Below are 23,507 nucleotides of genomic sequence, written 5' to 3'. Positions count from 1 at the left end.
ACGAACTTTATTAACGAGAAAGCCCAGACTTGGGCTTTCTCTCTTAAGCGTCGGCATCTCCGATGAGCCGGCATGATGCCGGTCAACCTCTGAACGGTACGCGTGACACCTTCACGGGAACATGCTCATACCCCCGCCTATCGAGGAACAATCGAACACTGGCTTGCGTTAACTCCATCTCGCGCCCAGGGCCAATCGTGATCGACTGCATGGGGAGTTTCGCTTTCCCCATGCCGAGAACAATGTACGGGGCGATAACGGCCCCCTTCGGCCTGAACAGCAGATCTGCGGCTTCGACCGGATGTTGAACCACGAAACGCCATTCCCTTTCGTCCTGAAAACCTAGGTGTTTGAAGCGGGGAAGAAGTTTCGACACAGCCTCAAAAACTCCAGCCTTCCGTTCATCATCAGATTGGCCGCCGAGAACGTTCTCCCAGTCGAGGAGATCCTTCATTTCTTCGGCCAGTGCTTGCCGCACCTTTGTTTCGGTGGAAAAGTCGGAATAAATGACCTTGGTGAGTCTGGCTTTCTGCCTTGCCATTCTCTTTTCCAGAACGTCTCGCGCGAACTGGATGGAGATCCCTTGTTCCGAACCACCATAGCCGCGCCATTGGCTTAGTAGGTCATCTTTTGCACAGAAACACGTGACGTACGTGGCCGGAAGCAAGCCGTCCTTGATTTCCTGAATAACCGTTGAAAGAAGTCGGCGCAACGAAGGATTGAGTACCCCCTTCAGTTTGACGATCGCGCGCTGGGCACCTTCGAGACCATGTACCAGTTCCTTTCGGTCGTTGAGAAAGGAAGCGTTGGAGGCCCAAAAACCTTTCGAGTCAACGATGCCCATGAAGCCTTGGATCGTTGTGTAGTGAGTTAGCGAGTCTGGAAGCGTGTTCGTCATTTTTGTCTTGGTCTGGATTTGACGGCAAAGCGATTACATCACCCGGCACGTAGCGTTCGTTCGACAGGCACTCAATCTAGCAGCGAGCGACGGATCTACCGACGAACAAAGGCCGGTCAAGTTCGACCGGCCTTCGCCAACCAGGGCTATACGCACATCGCCAGCCACCACGCCGTCGACAGAACTAAGGTAACAGCCCCTCCAAAAAACGCAACACCTCAACGGCAGCCGTGTCGCGCACGGCTCACGTGCTGGGTTCCCGCGTTGATGCGTGGTCGCTATTTCCTTTTGGACCCGGTTGCGTTGCACACCGGGCCGCCTACACCTCGACGCATAGCCCATCCCGCCCGCTGATGGGGCAAGGGACCGCTGCGCTTTCGCCGGGCACCCGGTCGTGCTGCGCACGCTGCGGCTTTCGTCGAACCCTTGCCCCGCGGTCGGGCCGGGCTTTCATGCGATCACGGCGGCTCCAGCGAGCAACACAACCCAACCAGGAAAGGGGATCGACATGACCACGCATCAACAACCCAGCACGCGAAGCAACGTCCCGCAGTTCCTCGGCCCCACGGCCCACCAACGAGCAAGCGTGCAACCGCTTAACGACGACATGCGCAAGCGCTACGGCTTTTGCGGCCCGGTGTTCGTCACCACAGAGGCCATGCACGACCCTCATTTCGCCGACGCCCTCGATTGGTTCGACGGCCCGTACGAAAGCATCACAACCGGCGAATCCCGCGACATCGGCCACGGCTTCACCGCCTTGTTCGGTTTTGACCCGGACGCCCCGAACGCGCTGGCCTTCTACGTGTTCATCAGCAAGACCGCGCACTGATCAAACAAACCAAACAAACCAAACAAACCAAACAAACCAGGAGCAACGCACCATGAGCCAATCCGAAGCCCTCGACGCGCAAACGCTGGCGATGTTCTCCGGCACCGAGCACTACTACAATCAAGGGCCACTACTGAAGCACGCACTGGTCACGGATGGCGTGCACTACCTTATGACCCACGGCATGGCCTGGCTTGTGACCGATGCCCTGGCCGTCGTCGTGACGCGCACGCAGCACGACGGTTTCTGGTCGATCACGTTCACGCCGCACGCCGACGGTTCCGGCTCGCTCGTCATCACCGACGGCAACGACCTCGAAATCCACCGCCAACTCTACGCGCGCCACGCCTACGCGCTGCCCATGACCCTGCGCCTTTTCGCCGTGTTCACCGACATCGAACGGCCGCGCTGGCTCGCCATGCTGGCGTCCGAATACTGATCGACACGCACGCCCCGCACACTACGGTTTGCGGGGCTCACCGGAGAACCTGATGACCCGCGCTAACACCTCGACCACCTCGCCGGAGCGCGTCGCGCACGTCATGCGCCGCACCGGTTGCACCGAACAGCAAGCGATCGTCGAACTCGACGCCGAAGAAGGCAACACTGGGGACGCCGTGCTCAACCTCCACGCCGCAAGACACGACGATCCGCGCTTGATGCCTCTCGAAAGCTGGCAGACCCAGCAGCGCGGCACGAACGACGCGGAGTACGCGATCTACCGCGACAACGCGCAGGCGCTGGGCTGGACGGTCAAGACGTATGAGGAGTGGCTGGCCTCGTGATTGATGTTTGGTTTGTTTGATACAAACCAAACAAATTAAACCGCACCAACAGAAAAGCCCCTTTTTCAGGGGCTTTTTTCACGTCCAGCAGTCCAGCGCCGATCACTTCTCGTTCTCGATGTGCAGCGTTTTGCCTTCGGCGATCAACTGATCCAGGGCGCGCTCCGCGAGCGCCACCAGCACGACCGTTGCTGGCCCTCGGGCATACTTCTCGATCCGCTCGCGCAGCGCGTGCGGAATGCGGACTTGCGTAGCCGCCGCATCCCGCCCACCGATCGCAGCCTTGCACGTCACCGCGGGATCGCCCGCGGCTCGATCGCTCGTGCGCAGAGCGAAATACGGACGCTCGGCAACGGGCGACGGTTCGACGGCCGGCGCGGAAAACGCTACGTTCACGACGCCGGCCGCCGCGGCCATCAGGTCTTGTTCGGGTTTCTTGGCCGCCAAGCGGGCCAGTGAGTTCATACTATTTTCCATCATCGTCTCCAGGTCCAAAGGGGTTAGGCCGCGGCCAGGTCCAGCAGCGAGTCCACCGCGCGGTCCAGTTCCGCGCGCGCTTCTTTCAAGCCGCGCACGCCGCACTTGTCGGCGTAGATCGACAGGCCCCGGGCGACCGTTTGCTGATACGCCGCCTTGCGGCGCTTGATGTAGGGCTTGCCTACGAAGCCGGCGAGGAACGCCACGTCGCTCGCGTGGCTCGTTTCCACGCGGTTCGGCAGGAGCATGACCTTGCGGCCCTTCGCGTGCAGTTCCGCTTGGCCCTTAACAGAGGCCACGGCATCGAAGAACGAGGGAAGAACCGGCATGAGCACAACCTGGCCTCGGAGCATGGACACGTCCAGCATCCCGGGCGCGTGATCGTAAATCACGATGTCATACGCCGACGCCTGCGCATCGGACGCGGCCACGTCGAACGGCACCGTATGGCCGCATTGCGCCGCTTGCGCGGCCCAAGTACGCCCGCTTTGCTGCGCGTCCAGATCGACGAGCAGCACGCGAGGCTTCGATTGCTCGTGCGAAAGGCGTGCGGCGAGGTTGAGCGCGAGCGTCGATTTTCCGACGCCGCCTTTGGGGCTCCAAACAGAGCATGAAAACATCATCGTCTGTATTCCTCTAGATCGTGGCGGATGGTATGTATCGTTTGCTTGATACGTTTGATACAAACTACGTTCTCGTACATCCCAGCGCACGTCAACGGGTACGGCTCGAGTACCGTACCTAGAGCTACAAACGATACAAATCAAACGCACTACACCGAGGCCACGCCGTGCGCGGCCCTGCTGCGCGTTCCCGCGCGGACACCCGGTCGCATCGTTCTCAACCCGTCGTGCGATCGAACCCGCCGTTTCCCGACGCCTACGCCCACCGGTCAACCCGGCCAGGGCGCGCTTCGCTTTCGTCGGCACCCGGTCCCGCTACGCGGGCATGCGGCTTTCTCCAAACCCTGGTCGGGCCGGCCGGCGTGGCGTTGTTAGGCGTCACGGCAGGCTCCGAAGCGCACAACTCACACGGAACGAGGGCAAGCGATGACCGGGCGTTCGCAACACGCAGCAGCAAAGCAACGTCGCGCCGTTCCCCGCGCCCCACGGCCCACCCAAGCGCAGCACGTGAGAACTTGAGTTTTTCGTAGAACCTGGTGTACTCCAGGTACCGCGTTGGCACCAACGGCACCGCACATTGAGGAGAGAACGATGGCACGCATCGAAGGACGTTTGAAACTGCTTGGCGAAGGTCGCGTTGACCAGTACGGCTGGACGATCCGTTCGGTCGCAGAAATCGGCGACCACGAAATCCGAAACTTCCGAGTGTCGCCCCGGTTGAGCAACTATTTGAACGTTGGCGAACCGATCGCGCTGGGCGTGCAACGCATCCTGGGCGCGACGACGGTCTACGCCGTCGCAAGCCCGGACGGGCGCGTGCGTCGCGGCGGAATCGGTGGCCTGTTGTTCCTGCTGATGTTGTACGTCATGGCGGGCTTGTTCTGCGCACACGAAATCGCGAACCACGGGTCGGCCCTCTATGTCGCAGCGCTCGCGGTGATCGCCTGGATGGCCCTTGGTCCGCTCAACGCGATCCGCTTGTGCGTGGCGTTCGATCCCATGAAAACCTGATCGCACACAACCGCGTCCCATCGCAAAGCGGCCGAGGCCGCTTTTTTTTGCGCCCACGGTGGGCGCTTTTTTTCGCGGCAAGCCTCGTACGGCGTTGACTGAAGGGTTTTCTAGAGCGAACTTGGTGTTGGTGCCAACGGTTCAGCCGGCGCCACACGCTCTTTAACAACTCGCCCGAGGCCACACCATGCGCCGACTCTTCAAGACCCTCGCGGGGCCGCTTGCTCTGTTTGCATTGTTGTTCAGCGGCAACGCGCACGCGGACGACATTTTCACGCCGCCGGCGACCGATTGGATCATGGTCCACGTCATGCCGATCCTGGGGGCCGGCGCGGACGCATCGGCCAGCCCGTTCAGCCCGCTGTTCAGCATCCTGAACACGGCGGTCATGTCGATCGGCGGTCTGATCGCCGCGTACGTCATGTTCGCGGGCATCGCATCCACCGCCCACGACGGGGAGGCATTGGGCAAACAATGGAGTTCGATGTGGGTGCCGGTTCGCACAACGATCGGCATGGCGTTGATCCTGCCGGTCAAAGGCGGGTTCTGCCTCATCCAGTTGATCGTGCTCTGGCTGGCGACGCAGGGCATCGGCCTGGCAGATACAGTCTGGAGTACGTACCTTTCGACTTGGACGCAGCAGACGGCGACGTACACGAGCCCTGTGCTCGACGTGAAAGCGCGGGCGCTGTTCGAGTCGCTGGTGTTGAGCGACACCTGTTACGAGAGCATCCGCAGCATGTACGCGTCCGCGCCGCCCGATGCTCAGGCTAACCTGGACTGGTTGAACCAAGGCAAGAATGTTCCGGCGAGCGTCGGCGCGACCTGGTTCAACAACCTGGACGCCAACGGCGCAGGCACGGCCGGCTACAACTTCGGTGAGATCGGTAGCGCATACGGCGCCTGCGGCAACGTCACGATGACGCTCAAAGGCAAGTCGTCGGCCACCGCGTCGAACACCGGCTCTGCAGCGACCGGGCTGCAAACGGCGACAGCTTGGCTCAACTCGAGTCCGGCGACGCAAGCGATTGAGTCCGCCCACATCACCGCGTTGCAGAACATGCAAACGATGGCGGACAACGTGGCGAAGCAGATCGTCAACAACGGACAGGGCGGAACGTTGTCGCCGACCGCTGTGAACGCCGCGATCGACGACGCGGTGAAAGCGTACGAGGCTACGGTCAACGCGAAGGCCAACGCTGCGTTCACCGCGGCGATGGGCAGCGGCCAACTGTCCTCGAGCCTGTCCGCCGATGGGTTTGTTGTCTCGGGTGCGGAATACGCGGCCTTGGCCCGTGCGAAGTCGGACGTGAACGCGGCGGTCTCGAACGTGCCGACGGCCGTCGATGGGCGCACCGCTGGTACCGAGCACTTGATGGGTCTCTTTGAGAACCGGACCGACGGCGACGTGCAGCATGCGAAGTCGCTGCTCGACGCGGCGAACACGCAAGCCGCGGCCAAGACCGGCGGAAGCGGCAGCGGCGACGACAAGTTCTCGAAAGTCATCAACCTGTTCGCCGGCCAGGGCTTCACAACCGTTTCGGACCCGAACGAAGACCCGATGATGCGCGCGTACGACGTTGGGCAAGGGCTGTTCACGACCGTGCAGAATGCCGGCATCGCCGCGGCGACGCTGATGGGCCTGGCCGCCGTTCCGGTGCTCGGGAACGCCGTAAGCGCCGCGGCTTCGCTCTTTGGCGGTCTGTTCACGCTCATCGCGTCGCTCTTTCTCGCACCCGCGTTTGTGCTCTGCTTCGTGTTGCCGATGATGCCGTTCTTCGCCGTGGCTTTGGCGGCCTTCGGCTGGCTCGTCATGCTGTTCGAGTCGCTGGTCGCCGCGCCGCTTTGGGCGGTCACGTTTCTCTCGCCGAATCACGGGTCGGACGGCGTGGGCTCGCAGAAACAAGGCTTGATGATGATCTTGAGCCTCACCCTGCGGCCGGCCTTGATGACCATCGGCGTGTGCGGCGCTTACATCTTGATGGGGCCGATCGGGCTGTTCGCCAACACCATGTTCGGCGTCGCCTGGGGCGCGACGGGCGGCGGTGGTGGCTTGTTCGAACTGATGCGGATGATCGCGGGCGCGATCCTCTTCATGACGTTCTTGTTCCAGTGCGTGCGCTTCTGCTTGAAACTCATCACGAGCGTGCCCGACAACGTGCTGGACTGGATCGGCGGCGGCCACGGCGCGGTGCTGGGCGGGCACGTCGAGGAAATGGGTCGCGGTGCGGGCGCAGCGAGTTCGGCTGCAGCCGGTGCCGCGGGCGCGGCGCTCGGATCGGCCGCTGCGGGTGCGGCAAAGGGCGCGGGCGCCATGCGTAACAAACTGGCCGGCATGAAGAAAGAGCGCGAGACCGGCGGCCGTGGCGAGCGGGGCGGCCCGATGACGACAGTTCCGAGCGGCCCGACGCCGCCGACCGGCGGTCGTGGCGACGCGCCTGCCGAGCCCAACACGCTGAAGGACGCGAAGGCTGCAGCAGGCGGTAAGCCGACCTCGCCCATTGCGCCAGCCGGCGGCGGGACCGGCAACGGAGCACCCGCGCCGACCGACGCACCGGCACCGGCACCGGCCACGGCCACGGCCAACACGCAGGACACGACCGCGACGAGCCGCGCGGACCTCGCCAAGAAGCTGGCGGCGAACATCGAGCGCGCCGCGGCGATCCGCGATCGGCTGGTGGAGCCCACCGAGCGCGCGGCCGAGGCCATCGAGAAGCCGGAGGCCAGCCCCGCGCCGGACGCGAAGCCGAGCGGCGAGCAGGAGGGCGGTACCGCCTGATCGACGGGCGATCATCGAGCACAACGGGCGGCCACAAACCGCCCGTTTTCGTTCGTGGTCCCAGGCACTTGCGGTTGAGGCCGAAGGCATCGGCCGGGCGCGCAGCGCCCCGTCTTTGTCGTGCATGGGCGCGTGAAAAACACCAGACCGGAGGCCCCCGACCTGCTACCGCCCGAACTCAAAAAACACGGTTTTTCCGGGGGAAAACGGCCTTTTTTCGGTCGTACGACCTTGACTGAAGCCCCGGCTGGAGAGACGGTAAGTCATAGCGTTGATGCCAACGCTCAACCCTCGCCGGAGTCCACCATGCACAACGACCTCGATCATCGCCTCACGGAACAGACCGCGAACCGCGCCTACCTGATGCAAAGCGCGGTGGCGCACATCGGCGCCATCGCGTTCATCGCCAACCTCACGCTTGGCGTTCTCGAAATCGCCGGCGGGCATTGGTCCGGTTTGCTGGGCCGACTGGGCGTCGCAGCGTTCACCGCGGCGGTGTGGTGGTCCGGTTCGTTCCGCGCGAACCTCATGCGCCATCGGGCCACCGATGGCCGCCCGATCGAACTGCTGCGCCGTCCCAGCGATTGGCTCCCGTCGTTCGCGTTCGACCACGCCGCGATCGGCGACGAGCGCGTGCAACTGCTCCCCTCGAGCAAGAAATAAGCGAGGCCGATCATGCGCATCCCATCGCTTCCCAGCATCGCCGACCTCATCAAGCACGTCCGGCTTGGGCTTTGTTTGATCCTGCTTTCCATCGCCGGCACACAAGTCGTCACAGCGCTTCGCGGCCCTGCCAACCAGGCCCCGGGGCACTTCATCGTGACGGCCGTGGCCTTGGGTTGTGCAGCACGTCTGTACCTCGCCAAACGCTCGTCGTTCAACCGGGCCGCCGCTGAACTCGAGCGCCTGGCCGATCGCAAACGCAACGCAACATGAGGCCCGACATGTACCACCTCGCCATCGACCTCATCGACGACCGCAACGACCGTTTCGACGCAATGCTTTCGAACCCTACCGTCCGCGGCATCCGTTGCAGAGATGAGACCCGCCGCGCAGCGCTGCGCGTTCGCAAGCACGCCGCGCTCCTGGCGCAAGCCCGAAATCAGGCCCGCCATCTGGCCGCTGAACCTGCACCGACGGCCGACAGCTCTAGCGTGCGCGACACGTTGGCCGCTTGGGACGCGGCCCAGGCCGATGCCCGGGCGCACTTCGCGGCTGCGGAAGAAGCGTACCGCCTCTCGCGCCTGCTGCCGACCGAACCCGACGAAGTGAAGCTCTCGCCCGTCTTCGCGGCGATGCTCAACCACTTGAACCCGACCACCGCGGCATGACCATCACGGAGGCCACCATGCGAACGCTTGTCAAGACCATCACTGCCGCGCTACTCGCCTGCTCTGCGCTCATCACCGCCCCCGCGCGCGCGCAGGTTAGTTCTTACTACATGTACCAAGACGCGACGGCGAACGGCTGCGTCGCACGTTTCATGCACCGCCAGACCTACGACGGCGGCATCGCTGGTAACGCGATCAGCGGCTACGGCGTATGGGTGAAGATCTCCGACACGTGCGGCGGCGGCTACAACGACACATCGAACTTCGCCGGGATGGGGTACTGCTCGACCGGCATCGTTTACGACACGGCGCGATGCTCCGTGTCGGGGGTCGTGATCCGCACCTGGCGCATTCATGCTAACTGCGGGTTCGAGTTGCGGGCGCAGATGGACGGCGCGGCGTACACCGGGCAGGCCAGCGCCGCGTGCGTCGGGTCGGTGCTCAACTGAACCGGGGACCGCCATGAGTACGATGAACGACGAGCCGTACGACTTGCACGACCAAGACGAGGACGACGACGACCTCACCGGTAGCCTGCACGATGACGATGACGAGTACGATCAAGACGAGGGCGAAGACCACGCCATCGACTCCGACATCGCGCTCGACGGCTTCACCGACCGGGCCATGCGCCACGGCCGCCGCGCGGCGACCTGGCTGCTGGTCGGAGTGTTGGCCGAACTCGGGGTGTACTTTGGTGGGTGCTTCGTCGCAAAGACGGTGCCGGCAAAAGGTTTGCCGTCGTATCTTGTTATTTTGCTCCTTTCGTTCGTCACGGGTGCGATCATGCTTGTGATTCTCGTGGCTGCGCACAAGCGCTGGGATCGGCACCGCACGAAAATGGCGAACGTGCTCGAGGACGCGATGGTCTGGCGTAGCGACGTGCAGCAGAAAGAGCAAGACGAGGCCGACGCGGTGGCGCAGCATTACTACGACCGTGCGGACGAGGACAAGCGCGAAGCGTTGGCCGAAGAACTCACTTGGAACGTTGGCCCGGCGCCGGTGTTCATCGACGCCGACGGTTGCCGCCATCCCACACCCGATCAGGTCGCGTTGGAGGAGCACGCCCGCCGTGAGGCCGGCGGCCTCTTCGACTCGCTGGACGGTCCGGACGAGCAGCACGACGACGACACGGAGTCGGACAACGTGCCCGTCGCGCCCGCGGTGCGCGCGTGGATGCAGCGATGGGCCGACCTGAAGCCGGTCAAGCGACCGGAGCCGGTGTTTAAGCGGTCCTTGCAGCGTCACAGCGACGCCGAAGGCCGGCGGCTCGAACGCGAACTTTGCAGCGCCATCAACAAGCATTGGGACGGCGCGTTTCATCGGCTGATCACCGAAGGCGCGAACCCGAACGGCCACGACGACAGCGGCCAGCCGTTGCGCAAAGCGGTGTTGCGCGGCCGGCTGGAGCACATTTCATGGTTGCTCACACTCGGCGCTGATCCGAACGCGCAGCCGTTCGGCAGGTCGATCTTGCAAGCTGTCATGACGCAGGTTGAGCACTTCGCCGATGAAGAAGAGCGTGGCGATGGCGACGCGTGCGAGTGGCCGGAGACGCTGGAACTGCTCGGGCGATGGGGCGCGAACCCGTTCATCAAGAACCGGTACTACGACCGCGACGACGAGACCGAAGGTCCGACACCGTGGCCGCAAATCCTGAAACGCCCGATTTTGTACGAGGCGTTCATGAAAGGCCGCAACGCATGGTTGCAAGCGGACCAGGATGCCATGCGCCTGCTGCGCGACGGGCGCGAGTCGGTTGCGCTCGCCGAGGTCGCCGACGAAACGCGGGCGATGCTCGACACGTTCCGCAGCCCGGGCCGGGCCTGATGCACGCGGTGGAGGCCGAAGGCGGATCGACGGGGCGCGCAAGCGCTCCGTTTTGTCTTGCATGGGTGCGCGCGCAACCGTCATCAGCGCGAACATAAACACCTCAACCCGGGCGCGTATCCGCGCCTGGCACTCGCTATCGCACCGTCACCACGGGCCACGGCCGGGCTCGTTACGAGCGCGTAACCGGCCCTGTAACAATCGGTGTTGGTGACGAAAAACATTTAAGTCGTTCGGCGCTATTTTCGTGCTCAAAAGTATTGATTTTCTCAGGTGGTACGAGACACTGAACGTGTAGGCAATGCACATCGCAACGCCGCTTGAAACCCGGAGACACCTCATGATCACCTTCGTTCAACCCACCGATGCAGACCTCAACATCATCATCGGCAGCATCGAAGTCGAACGCGGCGACGCGTTCAACGAAGACCTCGCCGACGACACGCAAGACCTCACGCTTCTGATCAACGCGTACGTAACGATCAAGGGCACCGAGTTCAATCTGGTGCTTGAGGGTGCGTCGGAAGATGATCGCGACACCCTTGGTTTCTACACCGGCGGCCAGGGAAAACAAGACGACCAGGACGAACTCCGCAAGGCCGTGTCGACCCTTTTCGGTGAGGCCGAGATGGAGCGTGAAAACACCCCCGCGACCGTGTTCTGGAATCGCCTTTGCGAAGCGATTTACGACGCCGCCCACGACGTGTGGAGCACCTTCACCGACGAGGTGTACGCCTCCGCAAACCGGGCTTGATGCACACGACCGAAGTTCGGATCAACGGGGCGCGCAAGCGCTCCGTTTCTTTTGCATCAGCGCACGCGAAAACACCTCAAAATGGGCGCGTTCCGCGCTAACTGGCCCTCTGGCGTCCATCATCACGGGCCACGGATCGGCGATTCATGGCAGTGGTCCGGGCTCCGTAACATTCGGAGATATTGACGAAAAACATTTAAAGCGTTTCAGGCTATTTTCGTGCTCAAAAGTATTGATTTTCTCCGGTGGTACGAGACACTGAAGGTGTAGGCAATGCACATCGCAATGCCAAAACCACCGGAGACACGCCATGCAAGCCACCATCGCAACCCGCACCGAACACCGCTTCACCGGCCACAACGGCAAGGTGTACGGCTACGGCCTCACCGACATCGAAGCGATCCGCGACGCCGAAGGTCGCATCGGCGAAACGATGTTCACGCAGGACGACCTCGACGCGAACGGCTACGTCGTCACCGTCGAGCAGCGCCGCGACGCCGACACCGGCGAATGGATCGACGTGAAGTAAGAGCCCGTCTCGCCAACGCTCCACCAAGTGCCCGCAGCAATGCGGGTTTGGCGGTACCAGCGCCATCCCGGCGTTGACCACCCGTTGACCACCGAAGGAGCCCATCATGGCAAAGAGCACCATCAACACCACCGACCTGCAAGCCGTCTACGACAAGGCTTCGGCCGTCGCTACGTTCCCCGGCGTTTCCGCGTCGCTCGGCGGCTGGAGCGCAAAAGCGGTTCAGATCGACGTGAGCGGCTACAGCCAGCGCTACGTCGAGGACGCACCGCACGACCCGAAAAATCTGATGTTCGTGATGGTGACGTACGGCCCGGGCCGCAAGCGCCCGTTCACCGTTGCTGAAATCACCGAAGGGCAGTTCGACCAGTTCGCCGCGATCGGCTACGACCCGCTTGCGGCCGGTGCGAATGAAACCGCCGCGATCGCGGCCGCGCTCGACCTCGCCGATGGCATCGCGCCGAACGTCATTCGGCATCAAGCCGAAGGCAAGAAAGAGAAGGTCGGCGGCTACCGCTTCGCGTAAGCGATCCGTCCGTGCTCCACGTGCCGGTCCTCGCGGGCCGGCTTCCCAGTACAAGGGCCAGCAGGCCCGCTTGCCTGGGAGCCCGAACCATGACCAACACGCCGCGCGTTCGCATCGACGATTACCTCACCCTGCAGCAGGTCGCCGACCGCCTTGGCGTCGCGCTCGTCACGGTCTCAAAGTGGTGGCGCGACGGCGAGTTCGACCGTCCCGCGCCCGGCGAGCCCGACAGCATCTGGTATAAAGCCCCGCACGGTCTCGCCACGGGGTACAACAAGAGCCGCGGCGGCCGGCTGGTCAACCGGGCCTCGCTCGACACGTTCGTGCCGCCGTCGCAGCGGCCTCGTGCGGCGATCGCCGCCGCCGGGCGCTTGACCGCCGACCAGGCCGCGGCGTTGATCGGGCGCAGCGTGCCCACCGTGAACCGCGCCGCGCAACTGGGCGACCTGGTGTTTGTGCTGATCGACGGTGTACGGGCGTTCGACCGGGCGGACCTTGAAGCGTGGCGGGACATGCCGACGCCGACCGGTCGGCCACGCCCGCGACGGTCGCTCGAACGTGCGCGCAACAAGGCCGTGCGGCCCGGCCCGCTGCTGTCGCTGTCCGATGCGTGGCGCTTGCTCGGGTACGCCGACCGGTCGGGCATCACGCGTCTCGTTCAGCGCGGCCGGTTGCCCGTTGTGTTCGACGAGCAGGGCAACCGGCGCGTGAATCGCAGCGACGTGCAGGCCATGGCCGTGGAGCGCGAAGCTAGAAAGGTGAAGCGGCCCGAGACCCGAGACTGAACGCCAGCGCACCATGCGAAAAGGCCCTTAAACAGGGCCTTTTTCGTTGTGGTGGTCAACGGTTTGCCCACCGCCTCGCGCTGCGCGCCACGTGTGCACAACCGGGCTCTTGCGTGCGGCGAGGCCGCTGGCCCGGTTGTACACACGCGAGGGCCGTGGACAAGCCTGGAGTCGTCGATGCGGCGGTTAAAGGTCGAACGACGTGACCCGTTTCCCGCCACCATTAAGGTAAGACGGCTTGTCGTACACGTCGATGTGCACGTGTTGCAGCGTCGCATGAACCTGGTTGCCGTTCTGGACGTTATCGACCCGCAGGTACAGCAAACCGCGCAGCGAGAGCATGCCGGACGTGCGCCACTGCTCAATCTGCCGAGCCAATGCTTCGTCCTGGACCTTGATTTGCGTAAACCGGCTGGTGTCCTCGCTCACGACGAGGCGTACGTTTTGCGAGTTCGGGAAGACCGCATCGGCAAATGAACCGATCGGAAAACTCTTCGAGCCGAAATCGTAAGGCTGGGCTCCGATGGTGATTTGAATCGCTTCCGGCGCGTTCAGGTTGGTCGAACCACCGAACGGCACGGCGTAGTAGTTCTGCGCGGTGTAGTGCTTCAGGTTCGCCTCGATCGGCGGCCATTCCGTTGCAATCAGGTCGTGCTTCTTGAACGTGTCTTGCTCGTTGTAATACTTCGCCGAGAACAGGTTGAGCAGTTCGTCCTGGGCGGGCTGCTGGCCCGCATGCGTCACGGACACATACGTCAACCATGTACCGTTCGTGCCATCTACGGGTTCGTAGTTGGCGAGCGGCGTGTTGTCCGGCGCGGGCGTGGCCGCGACCGCCGGTGCGGCCGGAGCAGGGGCCGGTGCCGGCGCAGCGGCGGGCGCTGATGCCGGCGCGGGCGTGCTCGCCTGTTGTTGGCTTTCTTGCTTGCCGCACGCGGCAAGAACGGCGACGGCCGCAACGATCAATGCGTACTTCGTCTTCAACATGAGCCCCTTACGTTGTTGGTCGGTTTGTGGTTGCGACAGAGAGGTGCAAGGTGCGCTGGGTCACGCGCCACGAGCGGGCGACGAGGCGGAGTCGATCGGGCCGACCGTGAACACGACACGCCACCCGTTCAGTACCTGAACGTCGTACAGCAGCATGAACGCGACGCCGAGCCACACGAATGAGCCGGCAGCGTTCGCCGCCATGAACGCGATCGGCGTGAGCACGACGACCGCCAGGGTGTGCATCGATAGCAGGAACGTGCCCCATCGACGTACCTTGCCGTCGGTGGTCCCCAAGGCGATCAAAATCTTGAACCACACCAGCGTCCAGATGCCCAACTCGATTTCCCTGTACTGGTTTTCGCGCAGGTAGTGCTCCAACTTCGGCGGTACGTACAGGTTGTTCAGGGCATGCTCGCCCAGTTCGATCTCATCGAACTTTGTGTACTGCCCGGCCGATTGGGCACGACCCAGCCGCTTCAACTGTCCTCTCATTTCGTTTCCCCACGTGTCGTTGTTTAGAAGCAGTAACGGCCCCCGAAGGAGCCGTTGAAAAAAGTAGTCACCAGGTTAGGGCAAGAAGGCCGAAAGCCGTTGCGACAACGTGGCTTCGAGACTGTTGGCCCCGTCCGCGGTATGGAGCAGCAGCGGTGAGCCGTTGCTCGTGAACGTGGCGTCGAACGCCTGATCGAACGCCGCGACGAGCCTCGTGTCGATCATCCCCGGCACGGACGGGGCGCACACGTTGTACTCGCCCGCGGGCATCCCGTACGCCTGGCCGGCGGTGGGGATCAACCCGTTAGGGATCGGCTGAGCGCAAGCGGCCATCGCCTTCGCCTTGTAGGCTGCGACGAACGCTGGCATGTTCGTGAGCCCGTAACCGAGGCCGCCCGGCGACGACGACGTGAGGTAGTCGATCGTCGCTTCGTAAACGGGATATGACGTACCCATGTCGTTGCCCGAACCGTTCGCGGTGAGCAGGTCGGACGCTTGCGCCGCGGCGAGGATGCTGGCCTTGCTGCCCATCGGCAACTGGCTCACGGTCGTCGCCATGCCCTCCTGAAACCAAGAGTCCATCCCGCCGAACGGTTCGGCGAGCGAGTAGAGCGCGGCGTGCGTGCCCTCGTGCCGGAACAGGTCGATGTAGCGCAGGCCCACGGTCCCGTCTGTGTACGACGTAGCACCGGGATAGCGAGCGTCAAAGTTCGGCGACGAAGGTGCCATCAGTTGCATGACCACGCCGGCTGGCCCTTGAGCGGTCTGGCCGGTGATGCTGCTGCCGACTTCGCTGGTCCCTTGGCCGAGGTTCTGATCAACGCACAGTTGCACCTTGTTCGTTCCGTCGAACGCCACGCCCGACGCAGACAGGCCGAGCGCCGCACGGATTTGCGGCACCGCCTGCTCGAACAGATCGGCCGCTACCTCTTGGGCTTTGACGCTGGCCCCGTTCGCCGAGAAGACCACCACGTCGGGCGCATCAACAACGGTCGTGGACGTGACCGAAGCGTTCGAGCAGTTCGATTGCATCCCGCTGTTGCCCACGTTGAACGCCGGGCCGGAATAGTTCGTGACCACGCTCCCTGCGATGCTGGCCGGGACGACGTATTGCGCCAGCAACGTCGCGCCGTTGCTCGCCGTCGGCGTGCTGGACGACGTGCCGGTGCTCGAACCGGACGAACCACCACCACTGCAGGCGGCTAGGATCAGGGAAGCGGTCGCAGTTGCGACCAGCGTCTTGAAAGTGCAGTCCATAAAGCCCCCGTTGAATGCTGCGTTTTCGGCCAAAGCGACCATTGTTCGTGGCCGGATGTTACCAAAATAGGCCAGTCTGGCCTATTCTAAAGTTGCAGGGAGCATGTCGCCATGCTTCCCTCGATTCACCATCCTCGTTACGTCGTCGTCCGACATCATTTGCGCCGAGTGCGCAAAGGGGCCGGCTTGACCCAGGTTCAACTCGCCGAACGTCTCCAGGTCGATCAAACGTACATCTCAAAACTGGAACGCGGCGAGCGCTATATCGACCTGCTTTTTTATCTTGACTGGTGCCGGGCCTGCGGTGCCGAACCGTCCGACGCCGTGGCCGCGCTCACGAAGGCTGGCGCTTAACCGTCCCGCTGATCGACAGGCGGCGGCTCAACCGGCGGTGCGGGCTCTTCGCCCATGTCCAGATCGTCGATCGACGGCTCCGCCGGCTCGTCGAACAACGCCGGGTTGCGCAACGCGCGCTCGATCAAGCGTTTCAAACCGGCCTCACGGCCGAGGCCGTGGTCGGCCGCCAGCGCGTCGAAATCGGAAAAGCGACCGGCCGGTACGTGCAGCAGGACGACGTGGTGCGACGCCGCTTCGCGCTCCGCGTCGTGCAGGGCGAGTTCCGCTTCAGCGGTCCGGTCCAGCAGTTGACGCACCAGGCTCGCGAAGTTGTACGCGGGCGACATGACCACAAAGGTCGGCGTAAGCCGCTTGCGCTTCGCGACGGCGAGCGCCGCGAAACGACAGCCCGAGGTGACGGTCGAGCCGTTCCTCGCCGGTGAGGTGCAGGTCGCTCGACAGCAGCATCATGGCGCCCAGCACGAGCGGGAACGCCCCCAGTACGTACAGGCCGGGCAACGCTCCGCGCCAGGCGAGCACCACCACATCGGCGGCGAGTAGGGCCACGGCGTTCGACAGCAGCACAATGACGGCGACGCCGCGCAGGTCCACGCCGCGATCACGGGCCAGGTTAAGTAGGTTGCGGATCATGACGCGCTCCCTTCGGTTACGGTTTGGGTTTGCGCGGGCTTGGGCTTGCGCAGAAGTGGCCAGCACGACAGCACCAGCAGGAACAGCATCGGCAGGAAGAGCCCCGTCATGACGGCGACTAGGCCGGCCGGGTCGGTCACCCAGTTTGAAGCGATCGCGAGACCGGCGAACGCGCCGAGCAGGATGAGCGCCACGGCGATGGGCAGGAACGGCGGAGCAGGAACACGGTCTTGGAACATGGCGGAATCTCCCGGACGAGGGCGGTTAATCAGCGGTTTCGTAGACGCTCAACGCGGACATTTCCGCGAGCCGTGCGCGGGCTCGGGCCAGCCGACGCTCCGCGGATCGAAGGTCGTCGGCTTTCTCGCGCCCATGGTGGTTCAAGTACACCGCGGCTCCGATCGACACGACGGCAAGGCAGGACTCGACGATCGCAAAGGTCAACAGCGCGGTGGAAGATTGGTCCGCGACGGCGAGCGTTGCCACGCCGCCAATAGTCACGACCAGGCTTGCCGCGGAGGCGGACACGCTGCAACGAAACGCGAGCGCGTTCCGGCGCAGCGCGGCGCGGGCTTCGGCCCGCACGCGCTTGGCTTCGTTCTTGCGAATCTCGAAACGCTTGACGCTGAACCGGACGCGCAGGGCCATGTCATGCTCCGGCCAGTTCGGCGTAACGTCGGAGAAACCGCTGGCGCTCGCGAGGCGTGAGGCTTTCCATCGCGAGCAAGGCCGAGGCGACGTAAGCTGTGCGTGTGACGCCGATGGCCTCGCGCTCGCGATCGACGTTCGCGACGATGCTGCGCAACATCATCATCGGCCCGATGCGGGTGCGGTCCGCCGCGTGGCGATTCAACCAGGCGTGCCATCGCTGCGTGTTTGGGTTGTCGCTGGGCATAGGAACTCCGGGGAAGGTTGAGCGTTGGCACCAACGCCCTCGACCCAGGCTAACTCCAGCTCCAACTAAAGCAAGCGCTGGACGGGACGTACGGAAAAATAGTTGGCGGCGCCGGGCATGACCACGCGCCCGGCGACAGAGGCAGTAGCGGAATGAACAAAGGGACGCGTAGCGGCCCCATGTTTTTTAAAGCGCGCTACGCGAAACCCACCGGCGCTCACGCACCGGCCGATCCGCTACCGCCGCCCACGCTGAACACGAGGTTGATCCGGTAAGCGAGCATTGCGAGCGCGTTCCGTTCTGCGTCGGTGATCGCGGCACCGCTCGCCAGAACGACGGTCTGCAGATGCTGGTCGAGCGACGACGCCAGATGGGCAACGTCTGGCCGGTCGGGCAGCATCCACTCGGCTTGGCGAGCCTCGAGGTCCGCCCGTTCGGCCACCACGGCGTCCGGCCCCGGCTGTACAACGCCCTGGTCCAGCGTCGCGATTAAGTTCGACAACGCAGCGCTGTGCTCGGCCTTGAACGCCTGAATCTCCGCTCGGAACGCACGAACCTTCGCCACGCGCGCGTCGCGATTGTCGGGTTTCTCCAGCGGTTCAGCGACCGGAGCAGTGGCCGCCGGCTTGACGGGCTTCTTGAAAGTGAGGGGAATGGCCATGATGTTCTCCGAGGTTTCGGGTGAAAGCGCCAAGGGCTGCGCCGGTACCGGAAAAACCGCTCAAAGGCGGGCACCGGGAGAACATAGATCGACGTTACGGCCGGTTGATCAAGCAGGGGCGCGCGCCAGCCGCATGTACCTCTTTAGGAACACCAGGCGTTCACGGTCGGGCAAGGCCAGCCACGCCAGCAGCGCCGCGCCGAGGTGATCGCTCACGCGGGCGGTTGCGGTCGCTTGCTCCGGGCCGGTGAGGCCGGTGCTTTGCGCGATCCATTCGGCGTGCGCGGGCACCAGCGCCTTCACGTCCGCGTAGACCCGGCGGACGATCGAGGTACCAACCGCGTGCCGCGTCGCCTGCCGGCGCGCGCGCGAGGCGCGCGAGCGGACGGTACTGGCCGGCGTTGTCATCACACACCTCCCGTCGACGCAGGAGCGCTGCTGAAGTGCAGAGCGAGATCGTCCAGGCGCGACACCGCGTGCTCGTCCGAGGCCGCCTGCGGTATGTCGTGCGGCGGGTTGTCGTAACCGGCGGGCGCTTCGTCCGCCAACCCGGCCGCTTGAGGCTGGGCCTGTTTGAACGCATCGGCTTCGGCGGTGATGTACGTATACAGATACTCGCGCTGGCGTTCCGGCTTCATATCGACGAACGCATCGAGCGCGGCGCCCAGCAGGTCGTTCATGTGCGCGCCCGCTACCGCCTCGACCTGCGCACGCTCCGACTTCGACAGTTTCGCGTTGTCCCTGGCGTCGCGACAGTACGCCACGTTGGCCTGCAACGCTTGCTTGGCGCCCGCGAGCATGGCGGTCAAGATCGACGCGCCCAGGTTGCTGCGCACGATCGACCACTTCGCGCGGCTCGCACGGATGCGTTGCCGCGTACGTTCCAGCCGTCGGGCTTCACGTGCTTGCAGATCGTTCAGGTCGGCGGTCATAGCTGCAGGTCTCCCAGGTCGTAAACGAAAAACGCCCCAGCGATGAACCGGGGCGAACGTTGAGCGCGTCGAATCGCGGGGATGCGATGAGTACAAGATACGGCTTCGCACGCGGTCGTCAACACCGTGCCTCATCTTTTTTGTACGGCATGCGCTCACCGGCCTGAACGGTGCGCGGGCCAAGCGGGCTTGGTGGCGCTTTGCATAGACCTCATCAACGTTTTTCTTGGTCGCGCACTCGACGGGCCACGGCACGAAAAACAGGCCCGGCGCGCGCAGTTGTTGCTTGCGACGGTTCACGCCTCGCCCCGCCCGATCCGCCCGTTTTCACACCCATCGCCCGACCGCTTCGGGCGTGGCTGTACAAGAAACGAGGCAGGTCGGGAAGGCGTACAAGAAAAAGGTTCAGCAGGAGGCCGTACAAGAAACAGGCAAGCGGGCAAGGCGGGCAGGACACGGGGCAGACGGGACGGTCGTACAAGAAACTCAGCAACCCTCAACCACAGCACCTTGCACCACGAAATGGTTAGGACGTACAAGAAATACAGGAGGAAGCGTACAAGATATACAACGGGGCATCGAGGGCAGACGCACCAGCAACACCGTGAAAGGCGTACAAGCAACATCGGGGTGGTGGTACAAGAAGCATACGGCGGTGGTCGGTTGCGCGTTTCCCCTCGTTTCTCTCGGGGTACGGGCACAACACACACATTGCACCTTCGGTGCGTTCTCCCCTGGCCGCTTCGCGGCCCTTTCGCCTTGCTGCGCAGGGCTCTTAACGTATTCGCCCCCGCGAATACACGAGAACGCCCCGAAACCAGGCCCGGCAAGACGTTGACCGTATGCGCGCAACCGGCGCATCGAGGTGCCCGCGAAATCTCCCTCGCAGGCCCTTGCCAGCGCCTCGGGCTGGAGTTAATCGTACACGTACACCATAACCGCCCGGAGACCATCATGGCGATGCCGACCACCACCGTCCGAATGAAGCACTCGGACCACCAACGCCTCAAAGACCTGGCCGAAACGAACGGCACGAGCCTGGGCGAAGAGACGCGTCGCGCGCTAGCCGCCTACCTGAACGGCGTGGACATGGCCGCGCTGATCGAGGAACAACGCCGCGCGATGAACGAACAGATCGCAGCGCTGGAAGACCGCTTGAGCAAGCGGTTCGACGATCACCTTAAGACGCTGGCGAACGCGTTCGCCACGATCCAACTGGTCGTTGATACGGACGGCACCATCGTCCGAGGCAGCATCGACGAGGAGGCGCTGGCCGCGGTCAAACAGGCCGCGTAACCGGCCAAAATCCGCACCACCCAAAAACGACGCCGGGCCGCGAGTCGAGACCACCGCGACAACGAACCGTCCGGCGTTTCGTTTTTCAGCAGGACCGTGCAGCACCGTCACCGTTCTCCGAGTCGCCCGCAGGTAATGCGGACTTCGAGGTACAGGAGCATCACGCTCCGCCCTCGGAGTACGCGACCATGAGCACCAACCACTACGACGCCAGCCTCGAAGACGAGGAGCCTTATTTCCTGCCGATCGGTTCCAAAGAACCGGCCGGGTTAAGCCCAACACGCGGCATCATCCGACAAGGACCGGCCGTCTGGTGGTCGTTGTTCGTGTGCGTCGTGACGTACTTCGCGACCACCTTGCTTGTGTGGTACGCGGGCGTTGCGTTCGACCACAACACGATGTGGGACCGCGCGGAAATGAACGCGATGGTCGGGGCGTACTTCGCGGCCTGGCTCCACCTGATCCCCATCGCCATCAACACGGCGTTGCACGCCATGTCGAACCCGCACCTCTGGCCCTCGTGGTTCGACACGCAGACGGCCACCCTGCTCGACATGCTCCAAGCGTACCCGTTGGCGCTCGGGTTTCGGCTCGCGACCCCGATCGTCGCCGCCGTGGTCGTGGGGCGCATCACGTACCTGCACCTGCTCCGTCCGCAGTCCCGTGCGCAGCACGCCAAGGGCGCGCGGTTCATCACCGGCAAGGCCGCGATCGTGGACCTTGCCCGACGCCTGGCCGAACCTCGCAACCACAAAAACGCCTGGGCCGCCGCGAAGCCGCACGTACTCGCCGGTCGGTGGCCCACCGCGTGGTGTGCCTACCAACGGGTTCGCAGCACGCCCATGTTCATGAAGATCCACCCGGACCTGCCGATGGTGTCGAAAGACCTATTCGCCGCCGGGATGCTCGTGAGCGGAGCACCGGGCGCGGGCAAGACGCAGGTACTCAACACGTTCCTCTCGCAGATCATCGGCGAAGGCCCGTATGCGGACCTGGCGCCTAAAGGCGGGCACAAGGCGCTGATCTACGACATCAAGAAGGAGTTCACGCGCTTGTACCGCCGCCCGGCCATCCTCAGCCCCGAGGACAGCCGGTCGATGGTGTGGGACATCGCCGCCGACATGGCGGACGACGTCGCCATCGCCGCGATGGCCGGCGCGCTGATCAAGGAGAACGAGAAGAACCCGTTCTTCGACCGCGCGGCCAAGCAACTGTTCATCGGCTGCACCAAGTCGCTGCTCAACGACCACGGCCTCGACTGGGGCTTTTTCGAGCACGCGAGCGTGTTGAGCCTGCCGGTGGCCGACATGCTCGCGCTGCTGGACAAACACGACCCGGAGGCGCGCAAGGCGTACGACATGGCGTTCGCCAGCGCGAAGCAAAACCTTCAGGGCGGCGACGACAACGTGACCGTGAACAACATCATGGCGTCGTTGAACGTCGCAACGATGGTGATCTTCTTGCTGGCCCGAGCTTGGGGCCGACCCGACAAGAAGGCGGTCAAGTTCAGCGTCAAGGAATGGGTGAGCGACGATTACACCGGGCCTCGCCAGGTTTTCGTCCACGGCACCAAGGACGCCAACCTGCGCGCCTGGATCACCGTGTTGTTCGACACGCTGATCCGTACGATCGTCCACGACCTCGACAGCAACGAGCACGGCCGGCACCTCTTTCTCGTCGTGGACGAGTTCCCGACGCTTCCAGCCGCCGACTTCAAGGAACTCTGCGCGGTCGCCCGCGACCGCGGTGCGGTGCCCATCTTGTTGTTCCAGGACGAGAACCAACTCGAGGAGACCTACGGCCAGAATGGGGCCAAGACGTTGCTCGCTATGCCGTCCATGCGCATCTTCACGAAGATGCGCGCCGGCACGGACGGCGTGATCAAAACGTCTGAAGGGCTGGGCAAGAACCACATCACCATCACGACCGTGACGGAGTCGGTCGCGCCGGGCGGCGCACCGACCAAGAGCACCGCGGCGCACGTGGAGCCCCGTCTCGTGGTGGCTCCGATCCAGTTGACCGCGCCGACGCTGATCGGGCGGCAGGATGCGGCGGTGCGCCAGCGTTGGCAGAAGTGGCCGAACGGTTCGGCCATCCGCGCGCTGATCCTCGGCGTGGGGCCGCATGTCTACCGCTTGGATTGGCCGACGCTCAACACCAGCGCGATGAAGAAGTACGCGAACCGCGACGGCTTCGTGCCCGCAGCATGGACCGCACCGCTTGCGACGAAGCAGCCGGCGGCGGAAACGGACGCGACCGCCGGTGGTGCATCGGCCGAGGCCGGCCCGGCGAAGACCCCGGTCGTTGAGCAGCGCGTTGCGGTCACGAGCGCGGAAAACCTGGAAACAACCCCGGCACCGGCCGCGGACGCTCACGCGGAGCAGCGCGGCGACACATCGGAGCCGGAGTACGACGTGACCGACCCGATGAACGGCGAGCCCCTGCAGCAGCCCGCGAAGGTCGTCGCCATGATCGACATGGCCGAGCCGCACGAGCCGACCGAACCGCACAAGCACCACCAGCCCAAGGCCCGCGAACCCAAGGTCGGCCCGGACGGCAAACCGGCCGAGGTCGATGAGTCGGACCTCGACAGCATGATCGAGGAAATGGGCGAAGAGGTCACGGTCGATCGCATCAGCGAAGCGATCGACGTGCCCGGCTTGGGCTTGGCGCTCGACGCCGTGAAGGTGATCGACATGATCCACGCCGCGAAAACGCCGACGCCGACCACCGGGCCGGACGGCAAGCCGATCAAGCCGAAGCGCACCACCCCGCTCTTCCAGTGAGCGCCGCGGGCGTACCTCTATAGGTACGCCCCGCTTGCTTGACAGTGCCTG

General features: G+C 64.0%; 31 protein-coding genes. 17 read left to right on the top strand and 14 right to left on the bottom strand.

The window, feature by feature from the left end:
- Positions 1-82 precede the first annotated feature (82 nt).
- Positions 83-898, bottom strand: coding sequence for a DUF2971 domain-containing protein (locus tag ACV22W_RS15685; protein ID WP_448020314.1), 816 nt, complete (start codon positions 896-898; stop codon positions 83-85).
- A 508-nt stretch (positions 899-1,406) separates the two neighbouring features.
- Between ACV22W_RS15685 and ACV22W_RS15680 the strand changes: the two genes are divergently transcribed.
- Genes ACV22W_RS15680 through ACV22W_RS15670 form a run of 3 tightly spaced genes read left to right on the top strand, consistent with a single transcriptional unit; the run spans position 1,407 to position 2,515 of the window.
- Positions 1,407-1,730 (top strand): hypothetical protein, encoded by a 324-nt coding sequence (locus ACV22W_RS15680; RefSeq protein WP_448020313.1) that lies wholly within the window; start codon positions 1,407-1,409, stop codon positions 1,728-1,730.
- A gap of 52 nt (positions 1,731-1,782) precedes the next feature.
- Entirely contained in the window at positions 1,783-2,169 is a 387-nt protein-coding gene (locus tag ACV22W_RS15675; protein WP_448020312.1) for a DUF6876 family protein, read from the top strand.
- Between the two features lie 52 nt (positions 2,170-2,221).
- On the top strand, positions 2,222-2,515 hold the full coding sequence (locus ACV22W_RS15670) for a hypothetical protein (RefSeq protein WP_448020310.1): 294 nt from the start codon (positions 2,222-2,224) through the stop codon (positions 2,513-2,515).
- Positions 2,516-2,617: 102 nt separating this feature from the next.
- Here ACV22W_RS15670 and ACV22W_RS15665 read toward each other — a convergent pair whose 3' ends face one another.
- The gene (locus tag ACV22W_RS15665) at positions 2,618-3,010 is read right to left on the bottom strand and encodes a hypothetical protein (protein ID WP_448020308.1); all 393 of its coding nucleotides are present in this window, start codon (positions 3,008-3,010) and stop codon (positions 2,618-2,620) included.
- Between the two features lie 5 nt (positions 3,011-3,015).
- Positions 3,016-3,615, bottom strand: coding sequence for an AAA family ATPase (locus ACV22W_RS15660; RefSeq protein WP_448020307.1), 600 nt, complete (start codon positions 3,613-3,615; stop codon positions 3,016-3,018).
- 591 nt (positions 3,616-4,206) lie between these two features.
- Here ACV22W_RS15660 and ACV22W_RS15655 point away from each other — a divergent pair.
- From ACV22W_RS15655 to ACV22W_RS15605, 11 genes are all read left to right on the top strand, one after another.
- Positions 4,207-4,626: a hypothetical protein gene (locus ACV22W_RS15655; RefSeq protein WP_448020306.1), complete on the top strand. Its 420-nt coding sequence runs from the start codon at positions 4,207-4,209 to the stop codon at positions 4,624-4,626.
- 187 nt (positions 4,627-4,813) lie between these two features.
- Positions 4,814-7,405 (top strand): DotA/TraY family protein, encoded by a 2,592-nt coding sequence (locus ACV22W_RS15650; RefSeq protein WP_448020304.1) that lies wholly within the window; start codon positions 4,814-4,816, stop codon positions 7,403-7,405.
- A gap of 306 nt (positions 7,406-7,711) precedes the next feature.
- Positions 7,712-8,068, top strand: a complete 357-nt coding sequence (locus ACV22W_RS15645; protein WP_448020302.1) for a hypothetical protein — start codon at positions 7,712-7,714, stop codon at positions 8,066-8,068.
- Positions 8,069-8,080: 12 nt separating this feature from the next.
- Positions 8,081-8,341, top strand: a complete 261-nt coding sequence (locus ACV22W_RS15640; protein WP_448020300.1) for a hypothetical protein — start codon at positions 8,081-8,083, stop codon at positions 8,339-8,341.
- Positions 8,342-8,349: 8 nt separating this feature from the next.
- Positions 8,350-8,736, top strand: coding sequence for a hypothetical protein (locus ACV22W_RS15635; RefSeq protein WP_448020298.1), 387 nt, complete (start codon positions 8,350-8,352; stop codon positions 8,734-8,736).
- The gene (locus ACV22W_RS15630; RefSeq protein ID WP_448020296.1) at positions 8,733-9,185 is read left to right on the top strand and encodes a hypothetical protein; all 453 of its coding nucleotides are present in this window, start codon (positions 8,733-8,735) and stop codon (positions 9,183-9,185) included. The genes ACV22W_RS15635 and ACV22W_RS15630 overlap by 4 nt, the downstream gene beginning before the upstream one ends.
- A gap of 13 nt (positions 9,186-9,198) precedes the next feature.
- Complete coding sequence (locus ACV22W_RS15625) at positions 9,199-10,566, top strand: hypothetical protein (protein ID WP_448020295.1); 1,368 nt, start codon at positions 9,199-9,201, stop codon at positions 10,564-10,566.
- A 340-nt stretch (positions 10,567-10,906) separates the two neighbouring features.
- Complete coding sequence (locus ACV22W_RS15620; protein ID WP_448020293.1) at positions 10,907-11,320, top strand: hypothetical protein; 414 nt, start codon at positions 10,907-10,909, stop codon at positions 11,318-11,320.
- 310 nt (positions 11,321-11,630) lie between these two features.
- Positions 11,631-11,849, top strand: coding sequence for a hypothetical protein (locus ACV22W_RS15615; protein WP_448020292.1), 219 nt, complete (start codon positions 11,631-11,633; stop codon positions 11,847-11,849).
- Between the two features lie 106 nt (positions 11,850-11,955).
- A complete protein-coding gene (locus ACV22W_RS15610) occupies positions 11,956-12,375 on the top strand; it encodes a hypothetical protein (protein ID WP_448020291.1) in 420 nt (139 codons plus the stop codon).
- An 89-nt stretch (positions 12,376-12,464) separates the two neighbouring features.
- On the top strand, positions 12,465-13,160 hold the full coding sequence (locus ACV22W_RS15605) for a hypothetical protein (RefSeq protein WP_448020290.1): 696 nt from the start codon (positions 12,465-12,467) through the stop codon (positions 13,158-13,160).
- Between the two features lie 186 nt (positions 13,161-13,346).
- On the opposite strand, the gene ACV22W_RS15600 is transcribed toward ACV22W_RS15605, so the two are convergent.
- From ACV22W_RS15600 to ACV22W_RS15590, 3 genes are all read right to left on the bottom strand, one after another.
- The gene (locus ACV22W_RS15600; protein ID WP_448020288.1) at positions 13,347-14,147 is read right to left on the bottom strand and encodes a hypothetical protein; all 801 of its coding nucleotides are present in this window, start codon (positions 14,145-14,147) and stop codon (positions 13,347-13,349) included.
- A gap of 60 nt (positions 14,148-14,207) precedes the next feature.
- Complete coding sequence (locus ACV22W_RS15595) at positions 14,208-14,630, bottom strand: hypothetical protein (protein WP_448020286.1); 423 nt, start codon at positions 14,628-14,630, stop codon at positions 14,208-14,210.
- An 87-nt stretch (positions 14,631-14,717) separates the two neighbouring features.
- Complete coding sequence (locus ACV22W_RS15590) at positions 14,718-15,941, bottom strand: hypothetical protein (RefSeq protein ID WP_448020284.1); 1,224 nt, start codon at positions 15,939-15,941, stop codon at positions 14,718-14,720.
- 69 nt (positions 15,942-16,010) lie between these two features.
- Between ACV22W_RS15590 and ACV22W_RS15585 the strand changes: the two genes are divergently transcribed.
- Positions 16,011-16,253, top strand: coding sequence for a helix-turn-helix domain-containing protein (locus ACV22W_RS15585; RefSeq protein WP_448020283.1), 243 nt, complete (start codon positions 16,011-16,013; stop codon positions 16,251-16,253).
- Here the strand turns inward: ACV22W_RS15585 and ACV22W_RS15580 are convergent.
- The 8 genes from ACV22W_RS15580 to ACV22W_RS15545 form a co-directional block, all read right to left on the bottom strand.
- Positions 16,250-16,552, bottom strand: a complete 303-nt coding sequence (locus tag ACV22W_RS15580; protein WP_448020281.1) for a hypothetical protein — start codon at positions 16,550-16,552, stop codon at positions 16,250-16,252. The genes ACV22W_RS15585 and ACV22W_RS15580 overlap by 4 nt on opposite strands.
- On the bottom strand, positions 16,524-16,886 hold the full coding sequence (locus ACV22W_RS15575) for a hypothetical protein (RefSeq protein WP_448020279.1): 363 nt from the start codon (positions 16,884-16,886) through the stop codon (positions 16,524-16,526). The genes ACV22W_RS15580 and ACV22W_RS15575 overlap by 29 nt, the downstream gene beginning before the upstream one ends.
- Complete coding sequence (locus ACV22W_RS15570) at positions 16,883-17,125, bottom strand: hypothetical protein (RefSeq protein ID WP_448020277.1); 243 nt, start codon at positions 17,123-17,125, stop codon at positions 16,883-16,885. Before ACV22W_RS15570 ends, ACV22W_RS15575 begins: the two co-directional genes overlap by 4 nt.
- Positions 17,126-17,150: 25 nt before the next feature.
- Positions 17,151-17,534, bottom strand: coding sequence for a hypothetical protein (locus ACV22W_RS15565; protein WP_448020275.1), 384 nt, complete (start codon positions 17,532-17,534; stop codon positions 17,151-17,153).
- A 1-nt stretch (position 17,535) separates the two neighbouring features.
- Positions 17,536-17,781, bottom strand: a complete 246-nt coding sequence (locus tag ACV22W_RS15560) for a hypothetical protein (RefSeq protein WP_448020274.1) — start codon at positions 17,779-17,781, stop codon at positions 17,536-17,538.
- Between the two features lie 217 nt (positions 17,782-17,998).
- Positions 17,999-18,442, bottom strand: coding sequence for a hypothetical protein (locus ACV22W_RS15555; RefSeq protein WP_448020272.1), 444 nt, complete (start codon positions 18,440-18,442; stop codon positions 17,999-18,001).
- 108 nt (positions 18,443-18,550) lie between these two features.
- Positions 18,551-18,850, bottom strand: a complete 300-nt coding sequence (locus ACV22W_RS15550) for a hypothetical protein (RefSeq protein WP_448020270.1) — start codon at positions 18,848-18,850, stop codon at positions 18,551-18,553.
- On the bottom strand, positions 18,850-19,374 hold the full coding sequence (locus ACV22W_RS15545; protein ID WP_448020268.1) for a hypothetical protein: 525 nt from the start codon (positions 19,372-19,374) through the stop codon (positions 18,850-18,852). Before ACV22W_RS15545 ends, ACV22W_RS15550 begins: the two co-directional genes overlap by 1 nt.
- Before the next feature lie 954 nt (positions 19,375-20,328).
- Between ACV22W_RS15545 and ACV22W_RS15540 the strand changes: the two genes are divergently transcribed.
- Both ACV22W_RS15540 and ACV22W_RS15535 read left to right on the top strand, forming a co-directional pair.
- Positions 20,329-20,670 carry a hypothetical protein gene (locus ACV22W_RS15540; RefSeq protein ID WP_448020266.1) on the top strand — a complete coding sequence of 114 codons (342 nt, stop codon included), beginning with the start codon at positions 20,329-20,331 and terminating at the stop codon, positions 20,668-20,670.
- Positions 20,671-20,858: 188 nt separating this feature from the next.
- On the top strand, positions 20,859-23,456 hold the full coding sequence (locus ACV22W_RS15535) for a type IV secretion system DNA-binding domain-containing protein (RefSeq protein ID WP_448020264.1): 2,598 nt from the start codon (positions 20,859-20,861) through the stop codon (positions 23,454-23,456).
- Positions 23,457-23,507: the final 51 nt, after the last annotated feature.

This window comes from Burkholderia sp. AW49-1 (assembly GCF_053427845.1).
This window is presented reverse-complemented; position numbering and strand designations above follow the sequence as displayed.